The following is a 25,226-nucleotide window of genomic DNA, read 5'->3' on the forward strand; positions in this document are numbered from 1 at the left end:
CAGATCGGCCGCAGTGGCCGGGGCCTCAGCGGCCCCACCAGTATCCGGGCAGGGTGTTGATCAGGTTCGATACTGCTTGCTCGATCCGGTGTTCGGAACCGGGCATCAGCGTGGACCAGACCTGCTGGTCCATCGATGTTGTCGCGCCGGCGACCAAGCGGCCGCGCGCCGTGTCGTAGATCGCGACGGCGCCCCTGGACCGCACGGCTACACCGTCATCGCGGGCGTAGGCGACCACCTCGGCGTGAGCGCTACAGTCGGCCAGGGCTGTTCCCAACGTAGAGGCGTCTTCGTCGGAAAATCCGCTGCGCCGCAGGGTTCGGACGAAATCTGCTGTTTCACCAGCGGAATCGAAGGCACCGGCCAGCTCGGCGGAGGGGGCGGTCAGTGTGGCGACCGTGGCGGGCCGAGCGGGTCCGAGAGCGTCGAGGAGCGGTCGGGCGAGTGTGGTGAGATCGTCGCCGAGATGGAAGCCGTTCACTGCGAACTCGTCGCTGTCGCGGCGGGCGACCGCGTGACGGGCTCCGCGCCTGGCCAGTATCAGTCGCCGGGTTCCCGAGCGCGTGTAGATACGGGCGACGAGTTCCCTGTCCGGATGTGCCAGAACATGGATCGCGGTGGTCAGCTCGTCGTCCACCTGGTCGTAGCGATCGATCACACCGCTTCCCCGTAAGGATTTCAGTGCTCGTTGTCGGGCGGACTGTACGTCAGCGACAGTCGTTTGGCCAGGCCTGATCTCGAGCACGGACGGCAATGCCCGGATGCCGAGTTGCTCGGTCAATGCCAGCAACTCGTCGTTGGTCAAACCCGGCATCAGTGTTCCGTATCGGTCGAGGCCGGGGCGTCGGGCGCTGCGTCGTCACCCGTTGTGGCGACACCACCGAGCACCGCCGGCGCGGCAACGATAGCCGCGTCGAATCCGGAGGCCCCGGTCTGTGTTCCGCTCGCCGCACCGGCGCGCGCCGAACGGTCGGAATTCGGATTTTCTGTGAAGGCATGAACCGGACTGGCAGTGGGCGTGCCGCGGTACAGCGACTCGCTCGTTGCCGGAGTTGCCTGTGTGACGGGCCGGGTCGTCGCGACGGTTGTCTCCGCGGCCACCACATGCCCCTGGTACGGCCCTGGGACTCGCCGAATCGGAACACCGTCGACCGGTGACGCGCTGGCAAGGGATAGTCCGCCCGCTGCCGTCTCAGAGGTGTATCCGGTCTTTTCAGCCGCGGCAACAGGGTTCACGATTACCGGCGGTCGGCGCTGATCCCAGGGCGCGGCGAGGGGCGCCGTCGCCGTCTCGTAACCGCGCATCGCCCGGACGGCGTTCGTGTGGACGGTTTCCCGTTGCGTATCGATCTGGTCGGCCGAGCCGATCAGCGGGGCGCCGATGGCCATTCCGACCTGTTCGAGTCCTCGTTTGGCCGCTTCCAGACCAGCGATCTCGTCGGCGTGGGGCATCGCGAGCCGGGCGACTTCGTATGCTGCCGTCTGCGCACCCGCTCGCGTCGCATTGCCCGTGGCCGCAGCGGCGGTCTCGGCCAGCCAGTCCTGGAGGACGCTCAGCTTTGTGCTCACCGGACTGTTACCGTCCGATTCCCATACCTCATCGATCCTTGTGACAATATGGCCGAACTCGGCGGCAGCCGCCGCGAAAGCAAGGGCCAGGTGTCCCCATGCTGCGGCGGCTTCCGCCATCGGCAGCGCACCCGGGCCGTCCGCCAGCTCGTGTGCCAGCTGGTCTGCCAGCTTGGCTTCCCAGACCACGCCGGTGAAGTTCGCATCCGTTATCTCGGCCATGGATGACTCACGCCCGGCCTGCAGCGAGGCCGAGCGCGTTGTCGCCGTCCATCAGCGTGACCTGATCGGCATGTGATCGCAGTGCCGCAGCCAGATTCCGGATTTCGCCGATGCCGGCCACCGATACATCCTCGAAGTTCGTGGCGACGGTGGTCATGGTCTCGGCGGCCTGTGTGGATACTTCGTCGCGGCCGGCAGGTACTACCTGTGTGGCAGGTGCGTACCGTCGCAAACCCGTTTCCAGTCTGGTGATGAGGGCTTCCAGATCTGCTGCGGCGGTGTGGGCCTTCTCCGAATCGAATCTCATGACATCCTCTGAATGGGGCGTGCGTGGATCGGGTGCTCGGCTCGGTTCTTGTCGCCGTGTTCCTTGTCCACTGTCGCCGATGGGCGAAGAGTTTCGTCGGCGGCCTTCAGCGCGCTCGCGTCTGTTCCGGAGAGCGGCGCGACCATCCCCAGGACCTGGCTGATCAGCTGTGGGGAGTCAACCCCCGAAGTCGTGCCGGTGACGGGAATCTTCCGGCCCGTCCGGGTCATGGCCGCGCTGTGCACCGCCAGCTCACTGGGGATTTCCGCGACAACGAGCGTGGCCTCCGCGAGCGCCTCGGTCGACAGTGCCAAGGCGAACGCCTGCCCGGCCGGCGTAATAAGAAAAGGTGAAGCGGCGACTACTGAGGTCATATACCGGGCGATGATCGCCGCCATTGCTGTCCCGCCCCGGAAGACTGTCCCGGACGCGGCGGTGACCTGTGCTGATGTTGCCGCGCTCTGCGCGGATATCGCGACGCAGTCGGTGGCGGCCTGGATGCTCTTGTCTGCTGCAGCCGTCGCTCCCATACCCTGCCAGAGCATCAGCGCGGCTTGCAGTGCGGACGATCCAAGGGTGAGCGCGGTTTGCACGACCGACGATACCTGGGCGAAGACCTGAGCCGGATCGACCAGTGGTTGTTCGGCAGGTAGTTGCCCCGTGCCGAATGCGCTGGCCAGATCGGTGAGTGGTTTGGCCAGCAAAGACAGGTCCAGAGCTGGCAGCGGCGGCAGCTCCGGGGCCGGAGGCACCATCGGAAGGTTCGGGAGCCCGGGTAAGCCCTTCCGCGCGAGAACTTCCCCCACCGGCTGGTCGAGAGCCGGGCCGACTGCGCTGTCCCGGAGCAGATCCAGCACCGATTGATCCGGTTGTGCGTTCATCACTCGATCGATCCGAACATGAGATCGCCGATCTCCTCGGTGCGGGCATACGCGGTGACCGCGTCGTGCGCCGTCGCACTCATCGTGCCGTACACATTGGCGAGTTCGGCGACCGACAGCAGACTATTGGCCTGCGTGTGGGCCAGTGCTATGAGAAAGTCTTGACCGATCAGCCCGAATACGGGGATGGCAGCCGCCATGACGGCTTCCTGATCGGTCGCGGCTACCGCCACCACATCGCTGGCTGCTTGTGCGCAAGATGCGCTGAAACCACGGATTGCGTCGTAATCGGCAAGTATCCTGTTCATCGAAATTCTCCTCGCCTGTGCGGAGTGTGTCGCCCACCTATCGACCTTGTCGATTTCCCGAAGGCACCGCTGAGCAACAACTCCCAACACTAGGGAATGTCCTCCGTCGTCCTCACCTGCCCGGGCCGGTACTTCAGAAAAGTCTCAGTTCGATTTGTGGCCGGGGTTCTGGTTCCCGCCGCCCACCCCGGTGCTGATCCTCCCCGAAGGCTTGACGCCTTACCTTGCCGAAGATGCTCTATAGGTGCGCGCGGCAGGACAATTCCTGCGATTGATGTCGCGCTGCGCTCCGCATAGAAAGTGGACTCTCTGAAATATTTCTGAAGATTGTTCGCGTCGGTGGTCGGAAGGGATATTGAATGCATTCTGAATAAATGGCCGGGATTCGTAATCCTCCGGGCACGGTGTGGGACTGTTGTGGTTCGGGCAGAGCATGGTGGCCACCGCGAACCGCGTCAGGGAAGGGGCGGCCCGGTGATCAGCGAGGGAGTGGGTTACGTGGGCGATCGGACCGGAGATGAACCGGAACGCGGGGGCGAAGAGGTGCCGGACGTCGGTTTCAACCTGGTGACCGAACGTCGCGACGAGCCGGTGGTCGGCGCTGCTTCGAGCGGGGACGTGGCGGGGCGGGACCGGGTTGTCGCTCGTGAGATCGCGGTGGCGCTGGCCGGGGCGGCTCCGACGGGGTGGCAGGAGCTGGATGCGGTTTTCGCGCTGACTACGACGTCCAGTTATGCCGTGGTGGCGTACTCGGATGGTGCGCGGTCCATGCGGGCCGAGCCGACATCACCGGTTCTCGATCGGGTGCGTGAGCATCGGGGCCTGGTGGCCGAGCTGGAGGGTGCACCGTGGTGGCGGATGTTGATCCGATACACCTCCGAGAAGGAACTGGAGGTCGACTACGACTACGGAGATGAACCCTTTCCTGAGGGGCAGTTGTTCGAGCCCGAGGCGTATCGCGCGGACCTCGAGGAGTACCCGCGTGAAATGTTGCCGGTGTGGCTGGCGGCGTACGTGCATCATGGCGATCGTCAGGTTCGCAGCCCCCAGGATGCCGCCCGAAGCGCCCGAGCCGATCGGGTGGGCAAGCGCTGGCCGGTGTTGACCGAGAACGAGTTCCCGGAGTTTCCCGAGATGTGGGCGCGGTGGGCAACAATGTCCGCCGCCTTCGTCGCCGCCGCATCGGACCGGGGGCCACGGGTCATGCCGGGAATGGGCTGGTTCGAGAGTACCCGGCGTGGCGGGAGCACTCTGTACTCGCTACCGGGTGGTCGTGCGGTGCTCTCCGGCGGGGTCTGGGAACCGCCCGATCTGAACGCCGCCTACAACCTCGGCGCGGATATGCCGGGCTACTACACCGGTGCCCCGGATTGGGTTGCGAGCCCGGTGTTGAACCCGCGTGCCGCAACCGGATTGCTGTCGTTCGTGTACTGGTGGGACGCGGGCCGCTGGTATCGGGGAGATTCGCCGACGGCCGCCGAATGCGCGACCGCGGTTCCCGGTATATGGACCGCGGATACGGTCGTCGATGTCATTGCGGGTCTGGCCGGTCGGCCCGCCGGACCGGAGCAGCGATCGGCGGCCACCGCCTTGGTTTCGGCGGCTGAGGTCGGTGTCGTCACGCGGGAGGCGGTCCTCGAGTTGTTCCCGGATGAAGACCGCTGCGATGTCGATGGCGCGATGTATCAGTTCTCGCTGGCGGGTGTAGCGGCCACGATTCCGGAGCCGTTGCTGCTAGAGGAAGCTGTCTTCCGGGTGCGTAGCTATATCGAGAGCCGGGGGCTGGACACCACCGGGTATCCGTTGGATCAGCTGGTGGGTGACCGGTTCAGTTGCGGATGGATGGTGTACGTCCCGGTGCCGCAGGGGGAGATCGCTATCGGGCGGGCCATTTTCTATATCGCCGATGACGGGGTGCTGGAGCACTCGTCGTCATCGGTGCCGCCGACGACATTTGTGCAGACATTCGAGCAGCGCTACCAGGGACGGCAAGGCGCGCAAGCCTGACAACGAGGAGGATGGTATGGCTGATCGGGTCGAAGTCGACAGCATGCGGTTGGCGGGCGTCGCGAGTGAGGCGGGCGCGGTGGCAGGGAGATTCGACGCCCTGCTGTCCATGCTGGAGGAGCGGGCGGCGTTCTATGAGGGGCGAGAGGGTAACGATGAAACGGGACTGAATATCGCTCACGGATACAATTCGTCGGCCGCGAATCTGAAAGATGCCGTCAGATACGTGCGTGATCAGTTGCTCCAGCACCAAGTCGGCTTGCAGGACGCCGCGGTCGAGTTCGAGCGGACGGAGCTGGCCAACGAAGTGGGCTCGAGCTAGTGGTCGAGAATTCCTCATCGAGCCCGGAAGAATCACAGTCCGGGCCGGATCGTCCTGTCCAGCCGTCGCAATCCGGGCCTGGGGAGCTGTCACCCACGGTGGGGCTTTCAGCTGCTGACCAGGGGCGGGAGCTTTTGCACGCCATTGCGCGTGAGCTGTCCGCGATGGCGCCGGCCGGGTGGCGGCGGCTGGATGCGGTATTCGCCATCACGCTGGCGGCAGAAGTGGCGCATGTGGTGTTCGAAGATGCCGAGCACACAGTGTCGATACAACCTCCGGAGTCGGCGCTGGCTTTGGTGCGCGCCCACCGCCAGGTTGCTGCCACGATGAGCGCCGGGCCGTGGTGGCGGCTGCTGATGGGACTCACCGCCTCGGGCGAGTTGGATGTCGACTTCGACTACGGTGACGAACCGTTTCCGGACGGCCAGCTGTTCGCCCCCGAGGTGTACCGGCATGATCTGGAGTCGTTTCCGCACGCGGAGGTGTCGATCTGGTTGGCTGCGTATATCGGACATGACGGCAGGCAGCGGCGCACCCCTTCGCAGGCTGTCACGCAGGCGCGGGCCGACCGGGCCGCGGAGGTGTGGCCGCGGTTGGTCGATACCGAGTTTCCGCCGTTCCCGGTGATGTGGGCGCGCTGGGCGACGCTGGCGGCAGGCTTCACCGCCGTGGGTTCCGCGGTGGGGCCGCGGATGATGCCCTGGCTGGCAATCTTCGAGGGCGCGGCGCGCAGCGGTGCGACGTTGCAGCCGTTGCCGGGTGCGCGTGCGGTGTTGTCCGGTGGGGTGTGGAACGCGCCCGAGCTGCATACCGCGTACCGTCTCGGCGGACCGCTTCCGGAACTGTATGCGGGCGCACCGGAGTGGGTGGCCGGACCTACGCTGAATCCCCGCGCGGCCAACGGCCTGCTGTCGTTCTGCTACTGGTGGGAAGCGGGCCACTGGTATCGCGGTGAGTCGCCGTCCGCGGACGACTGCGCGCAGGCGGTGCCGAGCATCTGGACCTCCGCGACGGCCGCGGACATGGTGGTCTCGCTGGCCACCGCGGAACCGGAGGAGCGAGCGCGTGCTGCGGCCGCCGAACTGGTTTCTGCTGCCGAACAGGGTGCGGTCACCCGCGGCGCCCTCGTCGAGGTGTTCGGCGACGGTGAGCCGGTGGATATCGATGGCGCGTTCCATCAATTCGTGCTGGCCGGACTGGCTGGGGCCATGGCGCGACCGATGCCGGAGAACGAGGCGATCTCCCGGGTACGCGACTTCATCCGGGGTCTGGGACCCGATAGCTCGGGCGTTCCGGCTGCGGACCATCCGTCGTTGTCGGAGTTGACCGCGAAAAGACTGGATTCCGGATGGATGGTATCTGTGCCACTGCCCGGAGGGCAGGCCGGCATCGATCGGGCGGTATTCCACCTCACCGACGAAGGTGTACTGCGGCATTCGTCGATGTCGCACAACGACAGCAGGTCCGACAGCGGCCCGGTTCGGCTGTCGCCGGCAGGAGCTCCCGATGGCCGATGAACTCACCGCTGGGCAGCTGACCGAACTGCTCGATGTGATCAAGGGGGGTATTGCTTCGATCCGGCAGGCGAATGAGCAGGCTGCCGCCCTGACTGCCACCGTGTCGGAGGCGCGTGGTCAGGTAGCGGTGTCGGTGAACGCCGAAGGTGTGGTGACCGATGTCGAATTCGGCGACGCGATAGACCAGTTCGGCTACGGCGAGATCGCCCGCGCGGTGTGTACCGCCGCGCAGGCCGCGGCGGTGGAGGTGCGGAACAAGCGTGCGGCGGTGATGGCGCGACTGGATGAGAAGCAGGCGCGGATGCCGAAGCTCTCGGAGTTTCTGCCCGGCATGCCCGATGTGCTCGATATGATTTCGCCCGCACCCGTGGTTCCCACCACACCGCCGTCGGCCGCCGTCGAAGACGCCACTGACGTGGATGCTCCGATGGGGTTCACCGAGGTCGAGCCGTGGGACCACGACCGGTCCCCGAACCGCTCCGGCATCATCGATGCGTAGTGGTGAGTGCCTGATGACGTGGGCGGGGCGGTAATTCGATGGCGGGTGTCGATATCGCGGGGCTGGTCGATTTCATTCCGGCGTGGCTGTTGGAGGCATTGAATTTCGGCTTCGAGTATCCGGACACTGATCACCAGGCGTTGTTCGCCCTCGAGGATGAGGTTTGGCGGTGGGCTGCGGAGGAATTCCGGGAACTGATTCCTCTGGTTGAAGCCCTCAGGGATTCGGTGGTGGGGGTTTACGAGGCCGGTGAGGGGCGGGACGAGATGGAGCGGGAGTTCCGCGCCTTCATCGATGGCGAGGGTGACCGGCCGGCGCTGGCCGATATCTCGGCGGGTATGGACGGGCTGGCCGATTTCACTGGCCTGAATGGTATCGATGTGGAATACACCAAGATCTTGATGGGTGTGTTCGCGGGAATCACCGCGTATATGGTGTTCGCCTTGTTGCGGTCGATGTGGACGGCACCGTTCGTTCCGCTGGTGATCGGGGCAGGGCGAACGGCGATCGCGACCCTCGTTCGGGGGGTTACGACGAGGGCTGGTTTGCGGACCGCTGTTCAGGCGTTGAAGCCTGCGCTCGTCACGGCGGTGAAGGAGATCGGTGTCAAACCGCTGCTGGTGCAGGCGGGCAGAACTGGTCTACGAGCCGGTATGGCGGGGGCTGCGTTGGATGCCGGTATCCAGGCTTATCAGCTGACCGGGCATCGCGACTCGATGAACTGGGCTCAAACGGCGCGTATGGCGGCAGGATGGGCCGGCGGCGGTGTGGTGGCGGCGCCGGTGGGGATGATCCTGTCCCGCGGTCTGGGCCGGGAATTCATGGTGGCCGGCGGGCGGCGCAGTAGGGTGGCCGATTTCGTGCGTCCGGTCGCGGCGGGGGTCGGTGCAGGTGCTGCGGGTGCGGGCGGTGCGTATTTGGCGGATCTGGCCTTTCAGTACGTAGTCGGCGGTTTCGACGCAGGGGAAGTCAATACAACTTTCCATCCCCAAATGCTCGCGGCCGGTGTGGCGTTGGGGGGCTTGAGTGGTGCGCGGCAGCGTGTGCTGTCGGTGGCGGAAGGGGATTCGTCGCACCCGGCGGTGGTGGATGGGCATTCGTCGCGGCCGGCGCCGGGCGATGGTGGCTACGAGACGGGCACGGCGCGCAACGGCACGGCGCGGGAGCTCGATATCCCCTCTCGCGACGGTGGTTTCGGAGATCGACCCCTGGATCCGGGGCGGCTCGAGCTGAGATCTGCTGAGCAACACGCCGCCTCGTGGAATGAGATGGAGCTCGCCCGATTGCGTGCACTGCTCGGTGGTAACGGCGGTGGCGATGGGCCGGCGCTACCCAGTGGCGGGCCCGGTCCGGTGACACCACCGGGAGGTGGCGGCGCATCACCTGGCGGCGGTCCGGGCGGTGGCGGTACCACATTCGGCGGTGCGGGGGGCGGTCCGGCGACTGCGGGTGGTGGCACGCGAATGGCCGTGGCTACCCTGACCGACACCGCTACCCGCGCGAGGACGAGCGGGGCCGGTGCCGAACCCGGTGCCAAGCCGACTCCCGAACCGCGCGCCCGCGCCGTCGAACAGCAGGCAGATATCCCCGCGCCGCAGACGCAGCGAATGACGGAACCGCCCCCCACGCCGGCGCCCGACCGCGGCTACATCCACCACACCGAACAACTGCGGGGCGTCGTCCCCGACCCGTCCCACGAGTCCCCTCCGACCACGTCCGCGGACGGCGCCGGTTCCGCATCCGTACCGGTCGCCGGCGGCAACTCCGTGGACAGTGGGGGTCCCATCCTGCCCGGCCACAACAACAACGAGGACGAGCCGAACAGCCGTCCCGCTCCGCCGAATTCACCTGACAGCCCGAACGAGCCCGACGTCGACAGCCCGAATACTCTGCCGGCCACCGTGGATCAGCAGCGACACCAGTCCGAACCCACCCGCCAGCCCTATATCTACAACCCCGGCCGCAGCAGCCCGAACGAGGACGACCCACTGGAGTGGGCACCACCATCGCCGTCCTATATCCCGGATCCGCAACGCGCCCACGCAGATCCGCCGCCCCCCGCGACGTTCCCGTCACCGCAGGACCGGCCACCAGACTACGAAATACCGGCCCCCGGCTACGTGACCGACCCGCACGACCCGGGTCCACCGCAACCCGATATCCCACCGGACGCAATGCCGGCGATACCCCACACCCCGGCCACACCCCCGGACGAGTCGTCGAACACCCCGGTCACCCCACTGCACCCACCACTGCTCGGTGACCCCGACTCGGACCGATCGGAGCCCAGACAGCCCGCTGAGTTCGGGCCGGCACCGGAGTCCACCGTGACGGCACCACTACACCTCCCCGCCCTTCCTGGGGGCCGACCGACCGATTCCGGCGCTACGAAACGGTATGCCACACCGCCGGATACGCAAGCACCCGGCTCTCCCGACGATCCCGGAGCTGACCTGTCCGGTCCCGGCGCGCCCGAGGACCCGCCGGTCGACTCGATGGAGCCGGTCGCTCTGCACCGCCCGAAGCTCAGCGATTTCGACCTGAAGAAAGAATGGGCGCGCAGCGGCGCCGAACCCACCCCCGACATTTTTTTCGGGGTCCCGACAGGCCCGGAACCGGAGTACGGCACAGATAAACAAGCCCGGAAACTGAGGAATGAGCTGGTCAACAATGCTCACACCGATCGCCGACCGGATGGAATGGACCCGGAGCGGTGGAAGGAGTACACCGATCGGCGGTCGAAAACCTCTCGCCAGCAGGAGTTCGATCCCACCGGATACGAGAAAGAACACGAAGAATTCACGCGGCGCGAAGACTTCACGAACCGGGTCAACGCTGCCTACGAGGAGGTCTTGGCCAGCGAACTGGGGCTCTTGGCCAGCGAACAGGAGCGTCGGGTCAACCTGACACCCCTGCGATTATTACAGGAAGAGTGGAACCGCACCGAACACAGCGGACTCGAACCACACCTCAGCCACGCGCCGCCGGTCCTCGGCCGAACCACCACAACCACAGCTGAGCGCAGGGCGAACAGGAACGGCGGCAACCGCGGACACAGTGATGGCGTGGCGCCGTACGAGCTACCGCGGACTCGGTCGACACCCGGTAATGCCGGCTCGGGCACGACCGATGCCACAACGGATGCGGACCGATGGCTGGTGGAGGCAGAGCGCTGGCGTGACGACGTGCGCAGCGGCGCAGAGGTGGGGTTGCCGCCGGGACAGCATCCGGCTCCCGCAGCGCTGGAACCCGAGTCCGTGGATGCGCCGGGTACCTTCCAAGCGTGGGCCCAGCGCCCGGATTTGCAGTCGGTGTGGCGAGGTACCGATGGCGGCCCGGTCTACGTCCCGGGGGCGAGCACTGGGGGTTTCGACCAGGGTCTGGCTCCGAACTCAGGTGCTTTCGGGGTGCCGGGCTCGGATCCGGTGTTCGGTCCGGATTGGGCGGGGGAGTTCGGTAGGCGTGTGGCCGACCGGTTCGGTACAGGTGTGGATAACCCGTTCCGTGGGTTCGGTCGCCGCACCCTGCAATGGATGCTCGATGGCGCGATAACCCGTGGTGCCGATCCAGCGGGCGGCGAGAGTGGTGCTATCGGTGGCCGTGGGTCGGGGGAGTCGGAGTCGGATCGGTCAGCCGAGGATCGAGCACCTCGGTCGGGGGCGCCGACCTCCGGTAGTTCCGACCGACCGGAATCGGGGGCCGCGATCGACAGGGGTCCCGGTGGTAGTCGGAGTGTCGAGCGAATGGCGGATCCGGCTGGGCCCGATCCGCTCCCGGCGGACCCAGTTCCTGCGACCACTCCTTCAGCGGATGGTGTCGGCGAACCGATCGATCCCTTCGATACCGATCGGTTGAGCAACCCGTACCTGCGTAAGTATGGAACACCCGACTTCGATCAGCTGAATTATTCGCCGTCTCCGCTGCGGCCCGAGGAACGACCGCCGCACGATGGTGGCGCGGGTTCAGTAGATGAGTCGAAGTCTCAGGGCATCGATGAGATCGCCACGTCCGAACAGGAGGCCCGGATCACAGAGTTACTGACAGAGTTGGGGGTTGGGACGGGGAACGGACGGCTCCTTGAAGCCGGGTTGTTCATCGACGATCATTTTCTCAGCGTCGCGGCTGTATCAGGCCAGCCGCGGCCGGAACTTATATTTGGGGTTGACGAATGGATCGCGTACCTGCTCGCCAGGGTAGCTGCTAGGCGTTACGGCCACCGACCGTTGACTGTGGATTTCATAATCGAGTCACATAGGCGTTTGTCGCAAAAAACAAGTCCCACGCTAGCAGGGAATCTCGCTCCGAATAAATCAGGTGGCCTGTTGCAGCCTTTGACGGAGTCGCAACTCGCTGCAGTCGCAGAAAATCCGCGGCTGAGTTATCGGGAACCGACATTCTCGAATCCGTACGGCGGAATAGACTACACTGATTATGTAACGACGGATGGGGTTCGCAATGAACTGGAATCGTTGTGCAGCTGGTACAACGAGGCAGTCAGCGCTCCCGAGTGTAATGCCATTGCGCTCGCGGCGACGTTGCAATGCCAATTTATTTCGATTCATCCTTTTAGTGATTACAACGGTCGTCTTTCCAGGATTCTGATGAATTGGTCACTGGAGAGTAGTGGCCATTCCGCGAGTGCCATCGAAGAATTTGGCGACGACTACCTGTCCAGATTGCCGGACTGGGAAGAAGGGGTTGCACGGGGAATCCGACGCTACGAACAGTGGAAATCTCGACTTGAGGAGTTCGGCAACGAAGTTGACCCGGTATTATTGTTCGATCTTGGGAAGCAGTATGCAGAATATCATCTGCTGGGCGGTCCGATCGCCCCCTTCACGCCAGGTGAGAACCATAGCGATTTGTATTTCCGGCAGGTGCACGCGAGAATTATGAAGTCACCGATGGACTGGGTTGATTATTCACACGATGAGAGACAAGGACACCCGAAATCTCCCCTCCGTAGCGATACATTGCCGCCGATTTTGATCTCGCGACTCCACCTATTGTCTTACGCGGAAGCCCCGCGAGCGCTGTTCGGTCAGCCTGCAGAACACGTAATTTTGCCGGTCGAAGTCGAGGGGCAGAAATTTCAGATATTATTGGAGGGTGACGACAGAGGGTGGTGGCGAGTGGCAGCGACAAATGAAACTGGGAGCTTGTCCGGAAAACTCGCCAGGCGCTTCGGACATCTGCAGTCGGAACGGCCTGAAATGCTGGCAGAAGTAATTGCGGCCGAGCTCCCGATACCTCCTGCGGTTCCAGAGTCTCGACGCGACCTGGGAAAGCTGCTAGCTGACGTTCAGGGCGCGCCAGGAAAAGTCACTATCATTTTCAAAAGAGGTCACGGGAGTAGGTCGGCCGCAACACCGCCGCCGCCTCGAACTATACTGGTCGATACCAACGCTTTCGCGCTTCCTGACGTTCAAACGGATCTGCGCAACCTCAAGATGTTTCCGGACGAATTTTCCGATGAAGTCTTGTGCTGGTACTCAAGTCTCGACCCGTTCAAAGAAGTTCCGATTGTAGGCCCGGTTGAAATATTTCGCATTTTGAAACCTGGCGGAATGTTACGTGTGAAAGTCTGGTTCACTGCTGGTCGTCTGGATTCTGAAGAATTACAGGGGACGATAGCTGAAAACCTTTCGAACGCCGGGTTTGTGCAGTGCGTGTTCGACATCAGTCGTTATGAGATCAGAGCCTCAAAGCCTTCACCCCCTCCGCATCTTTTTCAGCCTGGCCCGTTTGGCGACGGTACAGCCGATTTCGCTCGGGACGTGAACGACCGCCAAGCATTGGAGCCTCCGCCGAGCGGCGAGCCGGAGACTGGCGGCAACACAAACCCTGAACAGATTGATCTGGGTGTGAGCGGTGACGGTTTCTCCGCGATTTCGGAGACGGAGGGCATTCAGGTTGTGAGGGCCTCGAATGGCCCGCGTGTGGAAGACCCATTCCGTGGGTTTGCTCACCGCACCCCACCATGGGTGCTCGATGGCGCGATAGCCCGCGGTGCCGATCCGGACGGCGGCGGGAGCGCTTTCGGTGGCCGCGGGTCGGGTAGGCCAGCGCCGGATCGGTCAGCCGAGGATCGAGCACCCCGGTCGGGAACGCCGACCTCCGGTAGTCCCGACCGACCGGAATCGGGAGCCGCGATCGACAGTGGTCCCGGCGGCAGCCGGAGTGTCGAGCGAATTGCGGATCCGGCCCCCGGAGCCGCCACCGGCGCCGACCGCCACGGTACCGAACCCGGCGAGGAAGCGATGGAATTCGGCAACCGAACCGATCCGGTGCCACAGGCAGGGAGTGATCCGCACGCAGCCGAACACAGAGCCGCCGAATATATTCGGGGGCTGCGGGACCTGCGTGCGACACTGTCGCCCCTGCTGGACGAGGAGAAGAATCTCGAACTCAATCCGGCGTGGGCCGCCCGGGACGTGGTCGAGGCATTCCTCAACGAGCGGATTCTGGCGTACCGAGAATCCGGCAGGGGCGAGAGTGCCGTACGTGCAGGCGACATACTGCGGCTTTTGCAGTCCGAGAGCTTGACCGAAGGCCAGCTGCAACAACTCGCGGACCTGCTACCGCGCGAATCCGAGCGCGGGAGAACTTCCCGGTTCGGTCGGCAGGAATCGGAAGCCCACTTTGTCGATCGGCTTCGCCGCGCGGGGGACGCCTATCTGGAACGCTATGGCATTTCCCACGTGATGTTCAAGGAGCGGAACTCCGAGCCGGCGCTGGCCGGACTACACGAGATCTCGGCCCGAGTTCTGCGCGCACACAGCGACAGGCTGCGCGCGGATCTGGATTCGGACGTGCCGACAGCCGAGGTTCTGAATGATCGAATCACGGCGGAAGTCGCCGATATCGCGCGTGCGACCGTAACACAATGGGCCTCCTTCGCGGAGAGCGAGATCTACATCGATTGGTCGAGCGGACAGGTACGGTCTACTATTGGCCCCCGCGTCGCATTTGATCGTGTCAAGATCATGGATCCTCTTCTCAAAGAACTGGTTTCGGCTCAGCGCACCACCGGAGATCTGATCGCCGATCTGGCGCGATTCCGGATTCCGATGAGTATGTGGGATGTTATTCGTCGCTGCGAAACGGCGACTACCGAGTCCTTCCTCGCGGCGATCACCGAAATGTCGAGGGCGGGAGTCGCCCCGCGGAGCGACCTACGCCGGTTGGTCGACGAGTACATGTCGGCGCTCGCGGATCTCCGTCAATTGATGGGGGACACCTATTGGGCCGCCTCACCGGACGAGATCATGGATCGCCTCCGTACGACCGCCGATGCTGTTCTCGGCGACAGCGCCGACGATACGCCCTCGTCGGATTCGGGATCCGGAGTGTCGACCCGCACATCCGTGGGTCATCCGGATGCACCGATCGCCGAGGGGGCCGTTCCTTCCGATCGAACGACTGAAGCGGAAACCGGCCTTCGTCGGGATCGGGACCCCGAGATCGACGATCTGGTGCAGGACCTGGTCGAGCTGTCGGGGATCCTCTCGCGCCACAATTACTCCGCAACGGAACACACCGTGTCCGCGGGAAGTGCCCTCGAACAGTTGCGCTATGAGTTCGACGAAGTACTGAGCAATCGTCGCGAGGACGAGCGCGGACCGTCCGGCTACAAATACTCGATGGCGCGACAGGCTCGTGCGATATCGGATCTGATCGCCCAGGAAAAACTCACCCGCGCCGACGTTCGGAATCTTGCCCGCCTATACGATGACGGCACCGGCCTGGATAAGAAAAAGATATTCACCTCGATGTCCGCCTATCGCGAAGCGCTGATCTACCGCGCCGCGGTAGCAGCAAACTATGACGCGGCCGATCGCATTGCCATCGAAAATGCACACGCTGAACTCTCCTACGGCGTATCGGGAATCGAAATACAGATCGGAAACAATTCGACCGCCGGTCGATTGACCGAGGAACTGAACGAATTGTTCGACCACGTTCGGCGGCGGACGATGTACTCCTGGCTATCCGCCGATCCCGAAATCTGGACCGACATCGAGCTGATGAATATCCGGGGATCTCGGATCGTGGAGGAATCCTTCGAAGGAATCAAGGAATCATCCGGTCGGGTAGCCATAGGAAATGCGCTGGAGGTAGCTCTCGCGGCAACCGATCGTGAGCTGGCCCGGCGGATCGCACAGCAGATGTCGATATCCGGGTTGCGGGATACCAGCCGGTGGGAGACGGAAATTCAGCGCTACTCGGAGTCCGTTTCCGCACTCCGACGAGAGCTGAACTACGACCTCGCGACCTCCCTCGACGATATGGCGAGACTACGCAGGGAAATCGCGACCGCGGTCGCAGCCGTGGCTGGTGGAGACCGGTCCGGCACCCGGTCCGTCACTGACGACACGGCGGGTGTCGCCGAGTTGCCCGGCGGGGATTCCGGTTCGCCGGCTCCGCAACACGTGGGCGATCCCGAGGTCATCGCTCTCTTACCGGCGGTGCTGTCCGGCGATGTCGAAGCGCTGGGAAAGTTGCGAGGCGCAGTCCACAGTCTGTTCAGGGATCTGATGGACGAAGCATCGGGCGATATGGCAGTGTCGTCCTGGCTGCTCGATCGCGTATTGGAGCGGGTCATCGATGCGGATGCCCCGGCCGAGGCTGCCGTCGCCGGGTGGGCGGAGAGCCTCGCACACCAGGTGACAGCCGAGTATCGGGAGGGCGTAGCCGCAGTAGCGCAGGCATGGGTGCGGTGGGCGCAACACGCTGACAGTTCGGCGGTGCCGGGCTGTATTGCCGAACTTCCCCGGGAACTACAGCCGGTGGCCAGGGCCTTGTACCTGTCGGAGAACACCGCTTCCGCGGTGGCCGTGCCGTGGCCGGACCAACGACGAACAATGGTCGGACTGGTCGAATTGTTGCGCAATCGGTTCGCCGGGGCGCGACCGGTCGACACCCGGTTGGTGCGGGCCAGGGGCGGGGAGGTGCCGGAGGATACTCTCATCCGGCTCGCCGCCGCCGATTCCCCTGTTCCGTCTATGCCGGGCAGCGATTTCGATACCGCAGGATTGCTGCTCGCCCGGGTGGGTCTCCCACCACGGGATACCGACCCGAAGATCTCGGGCCGACCTGATGCGGTGGACAACCCGGCACTATTGCGGACGCTCCTGCGACGGTCGGACTTCGTGCTGCTGTCGCTCGACGGCGCGGTCCGTAACCCGGATTCCGGTATTTCGGCCGCCGAGATCGCCAATGGTCTACGCGAGACCCTCATCGAGCTCACCGGCGGTGCCCCCCTGCCTCCGGAGATCGCCGCCTCCGCCGACCCCTGGGCGATCGTCCGCTTCGCTGCATCGATCGGGGCCGAAGTGGAAGCGAGGATGCGGTACTGGCTGGCTATATGGGAGATGACGGCGGCTGATGGAGCCGGTGCGCGACCGTGGGCGTCGGGGCTGATGAAATCCCTACGGCGCGACGGTATTCCCGTGGTAGTGGTCGGTCGAGCGGATGAGATCGCGGTAGCCCGGTTCATGATGCGGCAGGGTGAGGGGCACCCGGGAGGCGGTCCCGGGGTCCTGTATGTGAGCAGCAAGGACGGGGGAGACATCAGGGCGGTCTCCGATTCGATATCGGCAGCACTGCGTGTCCTCGCTGATCCCGATCCGGCCGACGGCCTGTTCATCGGTGACATACACGATGTGTGGGAAGCCAAAAGGCTCGGCCTGCGGACAATAGGTGTTGCGCACCGACCGGAGGATGTCGAGCGTCTCGCTGCTCAACGCCCCGATCTCGTCCTCACCGACCTCGGTCCGCTTGCTGCCGAGGCCGCCCGGCCGCTTCCGCTACCGCCTTCGCCAGCACGTACTCCGTTCGGGGTGCATCAGCCCTGGGACTATTTGGTCACACCGGGCCAGGGCGGCTTCCATATGCCCACGCCCCATGCCTTCGCCATGGTGCAGGAGGCCATTCGGTACGGAACGAGACTGCGCGGTTTCAACACTGAGATCTATGTGCTGGGTCGGGTCATGGTCCGGGTCCGGATGGATGTCCCGATGGTGGACCCGGAGTACTTCGACGAGGACTGGATCCTGGAACAGGTCGCCGCGCACGGAGTGCGCGGGGTCCCGCGCCTCCTGGCCGTTCTCGAGCCGGAACAATTGGCGAGCGCGGGTATCGTGCTGCCGGAAGGCGCTTCGCTCACCGCGCGGGTGCAGATCCTGGTATGTGAGCAGGGTGCGGTGCCCACCAAGGAGGAATGGCTCCGCTTCCGTCCCCAAATTCTTCGCGGTACAGCAAAGCTGGTGAAGCAGCTGCAAAAGGTGCCGGTGGATCTGCTCCGCAACAAGGTGTTGGAGCGGTATCCGGATTTCCCGGAGGACGGAGATGTTCCCGGCCTGGTGCGTTTCCTTGTCGCCAGGTCGATGGAGCACTACCGCAAGCTGCGTGAGAACCCGGAACTGGCCGCCGTTTTCGACGCGCTGGGTACACCCGACGACCTCTTCGCCCCGGTGGTGCGGATGGCGGAGACTTCAGCTGTCCCGGAGAAGTCGCAGCTGATCCACCGCGACATCAAACGCAGAAACGTCCTGATCGATGCACAGACCGGCGAAGATCGAGAGACCGGCGAAGTGGAGTGCGTTATCGATCTCGGGCTGATGGCGCCGTATCCGGTGTCCTACGAGTGGGCGGTTGTCAATCATCGGGAGTCGCGGGATTATCTGCCGTCGGAAGTGCACGGCCCGAACATGGACATCTGGATGGCGCTCCTGGACGCCGACCGGTTCGTGAACGACGTCGGCCGCGGAATCCTCGACCTCGATGCCCTCATTCGTTTCTTCGAATTGCACGGCCGGCCGGCCGCCGAAGCGGAGCGGCTCTACTCCGAGGTCTTCCCGCCGGCGGATCACCTGATCGAACAGGAGAGTCGATAGAACTCTCGAGTCCTGCCCAGGATCCGAATGGTTCCGCCGATAACTAGGCCCTCGTCGGCCGTCGCTCGGGTCCCCGGTCCCCGCGATGGAGCCACTCCGTGGAAGTCCCGGGTTTCGACGACCCCCTCGATGGTGGTAGGGGGAAGTCCTGGGATCACGGTCTCGAGCCGGCTCGTGGGCAGACGTGGATCGACAGGTTGGCGCAGGTGGACGCCAGCGGCGGTGGTGGCGCCCGGGGTGGTCGAAAGCCGGGGGTACCGCATACGCAAGCGCTGGCTTCTTGCGTGGGTGTAATTCGTTGTCCGGCATGATCTGACCCGTGGTCGACAGGTTTGCTCAGAGACTGGTCCCGGATGCGTTGTGGGACACCACGAAACCCCTGTTGCCGGAGTCCGCACCCAGACCGCAGGGCGGTGGCACCGCGCCGGTGGACCAGCGCGGTCGGTGTTCACTGCAGTGGTGTTCGTGTTGACCAGCGGTAGCGCGTGGCGGCATCTGCCTCCGTCGTTCGGAGTGAGTGTTCCGACAGCACACAGATGGTTCATGGTGTGGGCCCGAGCCGGGGTATTCGATGCGCTGCACTGGGAGATCCTCGACCGGTGCGGAGCCGCCGGCGAGCTGGACTGGAGCGCGGCGATCCTGGACGCGGCGACCGTGCGGGCGAAAAGGGGGATCGCTGACCGGCCGCAGTCCGGTCGACCGCGGTAAGAAAGGGTCGAAGATCCACGTCGTCTCCGACGCGCACGGGATACCGATGGTTACGGGCGTTTCTGCGGCGTACACCGACGACTCGGTGTACTTACGGGCGATGTCGAGCCATTCCGGACTGGTATCGGGCCCCGCCCACGACGCGTTCAGCCGTGCCGGTCCGGCGAGATCCGCCATCGGCGCTCAAATTCGATACAGCTCAGGACTCAGGTGGGCGAGCAGCCCGGTGAGCACCTGGGGGCTGTACTGCCGCATCGCACGAACGAACTCCCCGTTCACGCGCGCCAAGTAGGCCGGCAGGCTCTCGCCGTCGGCGAACACGGCCCCACCGTGCGCGTCCCGGTTGCCCGAGATCCGCCGCAGGTAGTCGTTGAGGATATGCGCGGACACATCGGCCGCACTCCAGCCAGGACATACCGTCGGCCTCTTCCCGTCGGCCGTGTCCAACGACCGTAGCAGCACGAGCAGCAACTGCCTTTCACGCCGGAACAGCGGACGGGTATTGAGTGGGATCATGGTTGGGTAGCCGACCGTTCTCGCCACCACCGAGCCGCCGTTTTCGCGGCCTGGCAGACAGGACGTCTCCCCGCGGGGCCATACAACCGGACCACCGTTGTGGGCTACGCCTGCGAACTGCCCAACGGGGGATTAGCGCCTGGCTGGTGTATGTTGACGGCATGCGCACCGAAAGTGTGCACACCTGCTGCAAACTCAGTGTTCTGATCCCCCTCCGGACACTTCCTCAACCTTCTGACCTGCGATTATATGCAGATTCTATGAATCGGTTTCGACATATCCGCAGGTCAAGACAGCGTGTAGGTGTTAGCGCTCAACCCGGACACCATTTCTGTGGCATTTCTGCGCCAGCAACCGTGTCTTGGCACCAGCACCTACACCGCCGCGACCATCGCCGGAGTCGGCGCCGCCCGGCGCGAGTGGGGGACCGCGCTTCGGCGTCGGGGGCGAAGCTGTGTCGCCAGGCATGGGGCCGGAAACCCATTGAAGATACTGCTCGGAGGAAGCGGGTTCGATGTAGGCCTTCGGCCAATCGATCAGTTCAGAATGAGAGCTGAGAACGCCTTGCACCGGCGCCGCCGGGACGCCCTGGGATGGTCACGCTGACCGGGCCCGGCGCAATGGCTCCGATGTCTTTGAGCGCGGACGCATTCTCGCCAAGACACCTGGCTTTCTGTACTGCGAGCTGGCGTTGGCATCGGCCTCCTTATGGCCCGGTGCCTGCTACGCCCAGCATGTTCTCACCGCCACCCCGTAGGCCCGCTGAGGAGAGGGCGCATCGACGAGCGGACCTGGATGGGCTGTCAAGTCGCCAAGGATGCGGTTGATGGTGGTATCGAGGTCCCAGGTGGCATCGATACGTGTTTCGGTGCTGAAGTGGAGTGGCTGCCAGCCGTGGTACCGGGACCGCATTTCTTCGATGCCGAATTCGGCGGCCTGTGGTCGCTGGGCGTGTCGGTGCACGGTTTCGAAGAATGTCAGGTCCCAGGCGTAGAACAGCGCTCGCCGTGCGTGGCCGGCGATCCGCTGCAACGCCGCGCCGTAGCGGTCGGCGTCGAGGATTCCTTCCGCGATGACCAGCCGTCCGGCGGTCAAACATGTGGTGGCCATGAGCTCGAGCAGGTCGATGTTGAACGCGTGGGCTGTATCGGGTTCGCGGAGGATGGTGCGGCGGAGTTTGTCTTGGGCGATGAGTGCGGTCTGGGCGTGGTCGTAGTGGAGTTGCAGGGCTCGGGCGACGGTTGATTTGCCGGATCCGGAATTGCCACGCAGCACGGATGAGCGCGCCGACCCGCGGAGACGGGGGAGTGGGAGCTCTCGTGTCCTGGCAAGCGGCCGCAATATTGGTGGTTCCGGTCGCAGGCGGATGGTCTGAACCTGGGGATGGATCGGTCGGATCCCGCATCATGCGGTCGACCATAGCTCCGCGCGGGTGCGGTCGCTGTGGGCCTGCTACCGCTATGTACTATATTGCACCTATTTCGATATGCGCATCTATTCCAGGGCCTGGCCGCCAACCCCATGAGCAGTCAATAGAGGGACGGGTACCCGAATCCGCCAATGGTGCCCACAGCGCTCCGGTTGACGGGAAGTGAGGCCGCGCGCTGACCACTACCTGGTTGTGGTCTACTGGCGCGCGGCGAGGTCAAGCTCAAGGTCGAGAGCACTATGTGCGGCAACGCAGCCTCCGAGCTGGCGCAACCGCCCTAGTGCCGCGTCGACCCACGAAACTATGCGCCGTAGTGCCCCGGGTTCGACGCTGGTTCTGACCTCTCGGAAGGCCGATCGGGTGCTACCGGAACATTTCGCACCGAGGTTCCCCGACCCCCAGGCTGCAGTGATCGACCCTCAGTGATGACCAAACCGCTGGTTCCAGAGTGCTCTGGGAGGGCATCGATTACGTCCTTCATATCGAGCACGTGATCGGGAGCGAGCCCGTCGATTGGGAACGCCGGCCTTCCCGTTGCCGCGGGAAGACCGGCCGAGATCGAGATCGCCCGGACATGTGGACGGTTCCCGGCCGCACGAACTCGTGCGGGAGCGCCATTCGGCGACACTTCAACTATCTCTGTCCGGACTCGGGCTCGTCGAGGAAGACCGGACAATCCCGGACAAGAATGGCCTTGAGGATCTTGTACACCCAGGGGTGACCGACGCCCGTGCGACAGTGAAACTACTGGTAAAGGCCGAGACAGCGGGCCTGCAACGTATCGGACGCGGAGACGCTGATGGCAACACCGACACACCGTGTTGCCACTATCGACGGAGTCCAAAGCGAGTTTTTAAGGAACTCAAGATTTGCCGCTGACCTGTACCACTCAGCCGCGAATTCGGGTTGTGTAGTAGGCGACGAAAGCCAAGTGATCTGTCGGAACTCGCGGATTGCCGTCTGCGAGAGTGGATTCGGCAGATCACTACCCCTGCCCGGACGTGTCGCCCCGAAAGGTTCCTGTGCACATCTCTCTGCGTATTCCCGAGATATTCCGTACCGATCCCAGCCCTTCAGACACAACCAGCCGCTTCTACCACCGCGACTGTGGCACTGAGGCGGCCGCGCGCGTGTGGTCGTTCGCGCTGATGGCCGGTGTTGCCATCGCCCTGCATGCTCAAGGCGCGGACCTAGTTACATCATCCGGCGTCGTCGTCGCCCTCGGCGCGGCGGCCGCGCAGCTGGCTTCCACGCCGGCGAAGGCAGCCACGTCAACGCCGGTCTCCTACGACGCAGGAGACCGGCCCGCCAGATGAGTGACACAACAGCTGTCCCCTCGACCGCCGACCCCGGCGTCTCGGCGGTCGACCCACTACAAACCCTCGCCACCAGAGTCCGCACGTTGCGTGAGATACGGGGCATCAGCCAACGGCGCTTGGCCCGGCAAATCATGTACAGCCACACAATCGTCCACCGGGTCGAAAACTCGATCTGGCCAGTGTCGCGGAACTCGGTGCAGAAGATCGGGGAAGGACTCGATGCAACCGCGGCCGAGATGGACGAGTGGTTGGCCTTGTGGGAATCCGCCTTCGTCATCCACAGCGTTTTGCTGCCAGTCACCGAGACTAACCGCACTTCCCGCGAGGGCCTGCGCCCCGAGCAGCTCCAGTTTCTCGAAACTCTCCAGAAGGGGCATCCGCACTCTGTAGTAACGCTGGGTTCTGCACTGAGCCCGCAGAGGCCTCGCGGATACCGCCAGCAGCTGTACCTGCCCGTCGCCGATAATATCCAAACAGTGGGTCGCTACGTCGACGCGCTGCGGCAACTGCGTGCCTCGGTTGATTATCCGTCCTACCGCGATATCGCTGCCCGCGCAGCGGCCGCCTCGATCGCTATGGACGGCTACTCCGTCGGCAAGCTACCCGCCCACACGACATTGCACGATCTGTTCAAGCCCGGCCGCGTCGAACTGCGCTGGGAAGTGGTGCTGATTTTCCTTGCCGGCTGCGGCCTGTCGGCGGATGAGGTCCACCACTGGCACAAAATTTTTCAGCGCCTGCACCATCGACCGAGAGCCAAGTTCATCCGGCAGATCGACGAGTACAGCCCGCCGCCGGCGATCGATCTCAACGGTGTCACCGCAGCATTCGAGTTCGTCGACAAGATGCGCGAGCTGGCTAGAGCGTCCGGACGAAGCATGGAAAAAGTCCTGGCCACGGCAAAGCAGCACCGTGGCACCTACCTGCCTTGTCGCTCTGCCGTCTTTGCTCGCTTCCGTGACGCTGAGCAGTCCAACATATTGGTGGAACGTAACGTCGTGGTCGGCTTCCTACGCGGCTGCTACTGCCGCACCCAGCAGGGATACCGCTGCGTACCCGACTGCAAGGCCGACCTGATCGAACCTTGGATGCGCGTCTACGACAGCCTGCACGGACGAAAGCGGGATCTATACGACCCTCCCGGGCTTCCACGCATTAGCCGCGCTACAGAGGATCTGAACGCTCGCCTACACGAAACCCGCTAGCCACGCCCATGGCCTACAGAAGGCCGTAGGCCAACAATTGCCACCAGGATAGAAGGTAAACCGCCCATAAGCTGGGGGAATGGAGTCATCAGCGGGCACCTCATATTGCTTGACTCCGTCTTCCGGGTAGGACTGGCCGGGGTGAGGCCGCGCTCCGCGAGCCTGGACGCGCTTCGGCCGACGGGGTCGAACTGTCGGTCACGGCGAGAGGTGCGAGTGCGGGTGGCCTTCCAGATCGCGTGATCGATTTCCCAGGCAGTCATCCGATGTGCCCCGGCGAACCTCCTGTCGAAGGACACCGAACCGGTGCGGGCGCGGGAGCGGGCGCCGGCACCTTCGGCTCGTCGAGCCATAGTGCCCATAGCGGCTCTACAGCCGATACCCGTCTCGGTGATGCTGGAGGACAGGGGTCTTCGGTGACGCCCGGTCCAGCCCGCTCGGTTGCGGGGCCGGACCGGTGGGGTGCTCGGCGCGTGCGTTGTTCGGCGATTCCATGGTTGTGTTCAGGTGGTTAGGTCGATGAGCTGGTAGTTGTAGGCGCCGGAGTGTCCGCGCGGGCCTATCTCGTCCGAGTCGGTACGGTCCCCGTCACTATGGTGCGTCGATCTGATCCGCCAGTTTCTGGATGTGACGGCGCACGTCGGCGGCGTTCACGCGCCCACTGGTGAGAGTGAACGAGTTTCCTCCGAGGATGAGAGTGATGGCGACGGTAGGGCGCTGATGGGTCAGCCAGGTCGTGAGCGATTGCGCCAGCTCTGGAATAACTCGCCCAGCGGCGCCAGCGCCGAACGTAAGAGCGACCCACTCGGATACCGCGTGCGTTTCGCCCTCACGCGCCGGATTGTCCTGGAGGTATGCTCGACCTCGTAAAACCTGGTCACGACGCAGCCAGGCCAACAGTTGCGTCGCGGTGTCAGGCCCGCCTTCGGTTCGGATCAGCAGTTGTCGGTCGAGATCCCGCTTGAGATCCCAGTGTCGTTGCGCGTTGCGTGCCGCGGCCAGAACCTTCAGTGCGGCTTCTGTCAGTTCATGGTCCTCGGCGGCACCAGCGTCCGTCAGTTGCGCTACGAGCTTCTGCCCATACGAACCGGGAGACAAGCTGGCGACCTTGAGGTCCACCCCAGGATATCTGTGAGTCAGGATCCGGAACAACGGCAGAGAGGCGACCTTCATCTCAGGTGTCCACGGCCGCCGTGGGTCATCGCCTACGACGATGCCGGCGGCCAGCACGACCAAATCGACCCGTCGATCTCTGGGCATCCACCCTGGGGTCCACCACTCGGCCACCAAGTTCAAGAGTCTTCCCAACTCGATGGTGGCGAGCCGCAGAGGCTGAGGCATGTTCTGCCAGGCCCAGTCCCAGTGGACAGCTGCGGCCCTGAAGTCAGGTTCGGGACCGCTCAAGGTGTCGATCACATAGCTGACCCCAGCGAGGTCGACATCTTGTTCCTGGCCAGCATGATCGGCGAGAACGTCACGCACTACTACGAGCGTCTTCAGCATGGCGTCGATGTCCACT

At 64.2% G+C, this 25,226-nt stretch carries 15 protein-coding genes and 1 pseudogene; 8 read left to right on the forward strand and 8 right to left on the reverse strand.

What is annotated here, in order from left to right; all coding sequences use genetic code 11:
- Positions 1-25: 25 nt before the first annotated feature.
- The 5 genes from ACWEWT_RS28095 to ACWEWT_RS28115 are packed head-to-tail and all read right to left on the reverse strand — an operon-like array spanning position 26 to position 3,287.
- Positions 26-814 carry an ESX secretion-associated protein EspG gene (locus ACWEWT_RS28095; protein WP_452563385.1) on the reverse strand — a complete coding sequence of 263 codons (789 nt, stop codon included), beginning with the start codon at positions 812-814 and terminating at the stop codon, positions 26-28.
- Positions 814-1,791, reverse strand: a complete 978-nt coding sequence (locus ACWEWT_RS28100) for a PPE domain-containing protein (RefSeq protein ID WP_452563386.1) — start codon at positions 1,789-1,791, stop codon at positions 814-816. The genes ACWEWT_RS28095 and ACWEWT_RS28100 overlap by 1 nt, the downstream gene beginning before the upstream one ends.
- Before the next feature lie 7 nt (positions 1,792-1,798).
- Positions 1,799-2,098, reverse strand: coding sequence for a PE family protein (locus ACWEWT_RS28105; RefSeq protein ID WP_452563387.1), 300 nt, complete (start codon positions 2,096-2,098; stop codon positions 1,799-1,801).
- Complete coding sequence (locus ACWEWT_RS28110; protein WP_452563388.1) at positions 2,095-2,979, reverse strand: hypothetical protein; 885 nt, start codon at positions 2,977-2,979, stop codon at positions 2,095-2,097. Before ACWEWT_RS28110 ends, ACWEWT_RS28105 begins: the two co-directional genes overlap by 4 nt.
- Positions 2,979-3,287, reverse strand: a complete 309-nt coding sequence (locus ACWEWT_RS28115; RefSeq protein ID WP_452563389.1) for a hypothetical protein — start codon at positions 3,285-3,287, stop codon at positions 2,979-2,981. The genes ACWEWT_RS28110 and ACWEWT_RS28115 overlap by 1 nt, the downstream gene beginning before the upstream one ends.
- A gap of 474 nt (positions 3,288-3,761) precedes the next feature.
- Between ACWEWT_RS28115 and ACWEWT_RS28120 the strand changes: the two genes are divergently transcribed.
- The 6 genes and pseudogenes from ACWEWT_RS28120 to ACWEWT_RS28145 all read left to right on the forward strand — a co-directional run.
- On the forward strand, positions 3,762-5,294 hold the full coding sequence (locus tag ACWEWT_RS28120) for a hypothetical protein (protein WP_452563391.1): 1,533 nt from the start codon (positions 3,762-3,764) through the stop codon (positions 5,292-5,294).
- A gap of 16 nt (positions 5,295-5,310) precedes the next feature.
- Complete coding sequence (locus tag ACWEWT_RS28125; protein ID WP_452563392.1) at positions 5,311-5,616, forward strand: hypothetical protein; 306 nt, start codon at positions 5,311-5,313, stop codon at positions 5,614-5,616.
- Positions 5,617-5,780: 164 nt separating this feature from the next.
- Positions 5,781-7,133 carry a hypothetical protein gene (locus ACWEWT_RS28130; protein ID WP_452563394.1) on the forward strand — a complete coding sequence of 451 codons (1,353 nt, stop codon included), beginning with the start codon at positions 5,781-5,783 and terminating at the stop codon, positions 7,131-7,133.
- A complete protein-coding gene (locus ACWEWT_RS28135; protein ID WP_452563396.1) occupies positions 7,123-7,632 on the forward strand; it encodes a hypothetical protein in 510 nt (169 codons plus the stop codon). The genes ACWEWT_RS28130 and ACWEWT_RS28135 overlap by 11 nt, the downstream gene beginning before the upstream one ends.
- 38 nt (positions 7,633-7,670) lie before the next feature.
- The gene (locus ACWEWT_RS28140) at positions 7,671-18,530 is read left to right on the forward strand and encodes a Fic family protein (protein WP_452563398.1); all 10,860 of its coding nucleotides are present in this window, start codon (positions 7,671-7,673) and stop codon (positions 18,528-18,530) included.
- A 319-nt stretch (positions 18,531-18,849) separates the two neighbouring features.
- Positions 18,850-19,500 (forward strand): annotated as a pseudogene (locus tag ACWEWT_RS28145) (transposase); the annotation flags it as partial.
- On the opposite strand, the gene ACWEWT_RS28150 reads toward ACWEWT_RS28145, so the two are convergent.
- Entirely contained in the window at positions 19,422-19,754 is a 333-nt protein-coding gene (locus ACWEWT_RS28150) for a maleylpyruvate isomerase N-terminal domain-containing protein (protein WP_452563399.1), read from the reverse strand. The pseudogene ACWEWT_RS28145 and the gene ACWEWT_RS28150 overlap by 79 nt on opposite strands.
- Before the next feature lie 723 nt (positions 19,755-20,477).
- Positions 20,478-21,029 carry an AAA family ATPase gene (locus ACWEWT_RS28155; protein ID WP_452563401.1) on the reverse strand — a complete coding sequence of 184 codons (552 nt, stop codon included), beginning with the start codon at positions 21,027-21,029 and terminating at the stop codon, positions 20,478-20,480.
- Positions 21,030-22,205: 1,176 nt separating this feature from the next.
- Between ACWEWT_RS28155 and ACWEWT_RS28160 the strand changes: the two genes are divergently transcribed.
- Both ACWEWT_RS28160 and ACWEWT_RS28165 read left to right on the forward strand, forming a co-directional pair.
- Positions 22,206-22,499, forward strand: a complete 294-nt coding sequence (locus tag ACWEWT_RS28160; protein ID WP_452563402.1) for a hypothetical protein — start codon at positions 22,206-22,208, stop codon at positions 22,497-22,499.
- Positions 22,496-23,707 (forward strand): helix-turn-helix domain-containing protein, encoded by a 1,212-nt coding sequence (locus ACWEWT_RS28165; protein ID WP_452563403.1) that lies wholly within the window; start codon positions 22,496-22,498, stop codon positions 23,705-23,707. Before ACWEWT_RS28160 ends, ACWEWT_RS28165 begins: the two co-directional genes overlap by 4 nt.
- Before the next feature lie 591 nt (positions 23,708-24,298).
- Here ACWEWT_RS28165 and ACWEWT_RS28170 read toward each other — a convergent pair.
- Positions 24,299-25,225 carry an effector-associated constant component EACC1 gene (locus ACWEWT_RS28170; RefSeq protein WP_452563404.1) on the reverse strand — a complete coding sequence of 309 codons (927 nt, stop codon included), beginning with the start codon at positions 25,223-25,225 and terminating at the stop codon, positions 24,299-24,301.
- Position 25,226: the final 1 nt, after the last annotated feature.

The organism is Nocardia sp. NPDC003963, assembly GCF_053605105.1.

Excerpts from the sequence above, each read along its gene's own strand:
- ACWEWT_RS28140 (WP_452563398.1), top strand. The coding sequence starts at position 7,671 with ATGGCGGGTGTCGATATCGCGGGGCTGGTCGATTTCATTCCGGCGTGG.
- ACWEWT_RS28095 (WP_452563385.1), bottom strand. The coding sequence starts at position 814 with ATGCCGGGTTTGACCAACGACGAGTTGCTGGCATTGACCGAGCAACTC.
- ACWEWT_RS28100 (WP_452563386.1), bottom strand. The coding sequence starts at position 1,791 with ATGGCCGAGATAACGGATGCGAACTTCACCGGCGTGGTCTGGGAAGCC.
- ACWEWT_RS28115 (WP_452563389.1), bottom strand. The coding sequence starts at position 3,287 with ATGAACAGGATACTTGCCGATTACGACGCAATCCGTGGTTTCAGCGCA.
- ACWEWT_RS28105 (WP_452563387.1), bottom strand. The coding sequence starts at position 2,098 with ATGAGATTCGATTCGGAGAAGGCCCACACCGCCGCAGCAGATCTGGAA.
- ACWEWT_RS28125 (WP_452563392.1), top strand. The coding sequence starts at position 5,311 with ATGGCTGATCGGGTCGAAGTCGACAGCATGCGGTTGGCGGGCGTCGCG.
- ACWEWT_RS28130 (WP_452563394.1), top strand. The coding sequence starts at position 5,781 with ATGGCGCCGGCCGGGTGGCGGCGGCTGGATGCGGTATTCGCCATCACG.
- ACWEWT_RS28150 (WP_452563399.1), bottom strand. The coding sequence starts at position 19,754 with ATGATCCCACTCAATACCCGTCCGCTGTTCCGGCGTGAAAGGCAGTTG.
- ACWEWT_RS28165 (WP_452563403.1), top strand. The coding sequence starts at position 22,496 with ATGAGTGACACAACAGCTGTCCCCTCGACCGCCGACCCCGGCGTCTCG.
- ACWEWT_RS28135 (WP_452563396.1), top strand. The coding sequence starts at position 7,123 with ATGGCCGATGAACTCACCGCTGGGCAGCTGACCGAACTGCTCGATGTG.
- ACWEWT_RS28110 (WP_452563388.1), bottom strand. The coding sequence starts at position 2,979 with ATGAACGCACAACCGGATCAATCGGTGCTGGATCTGCTCCGGGACAGC.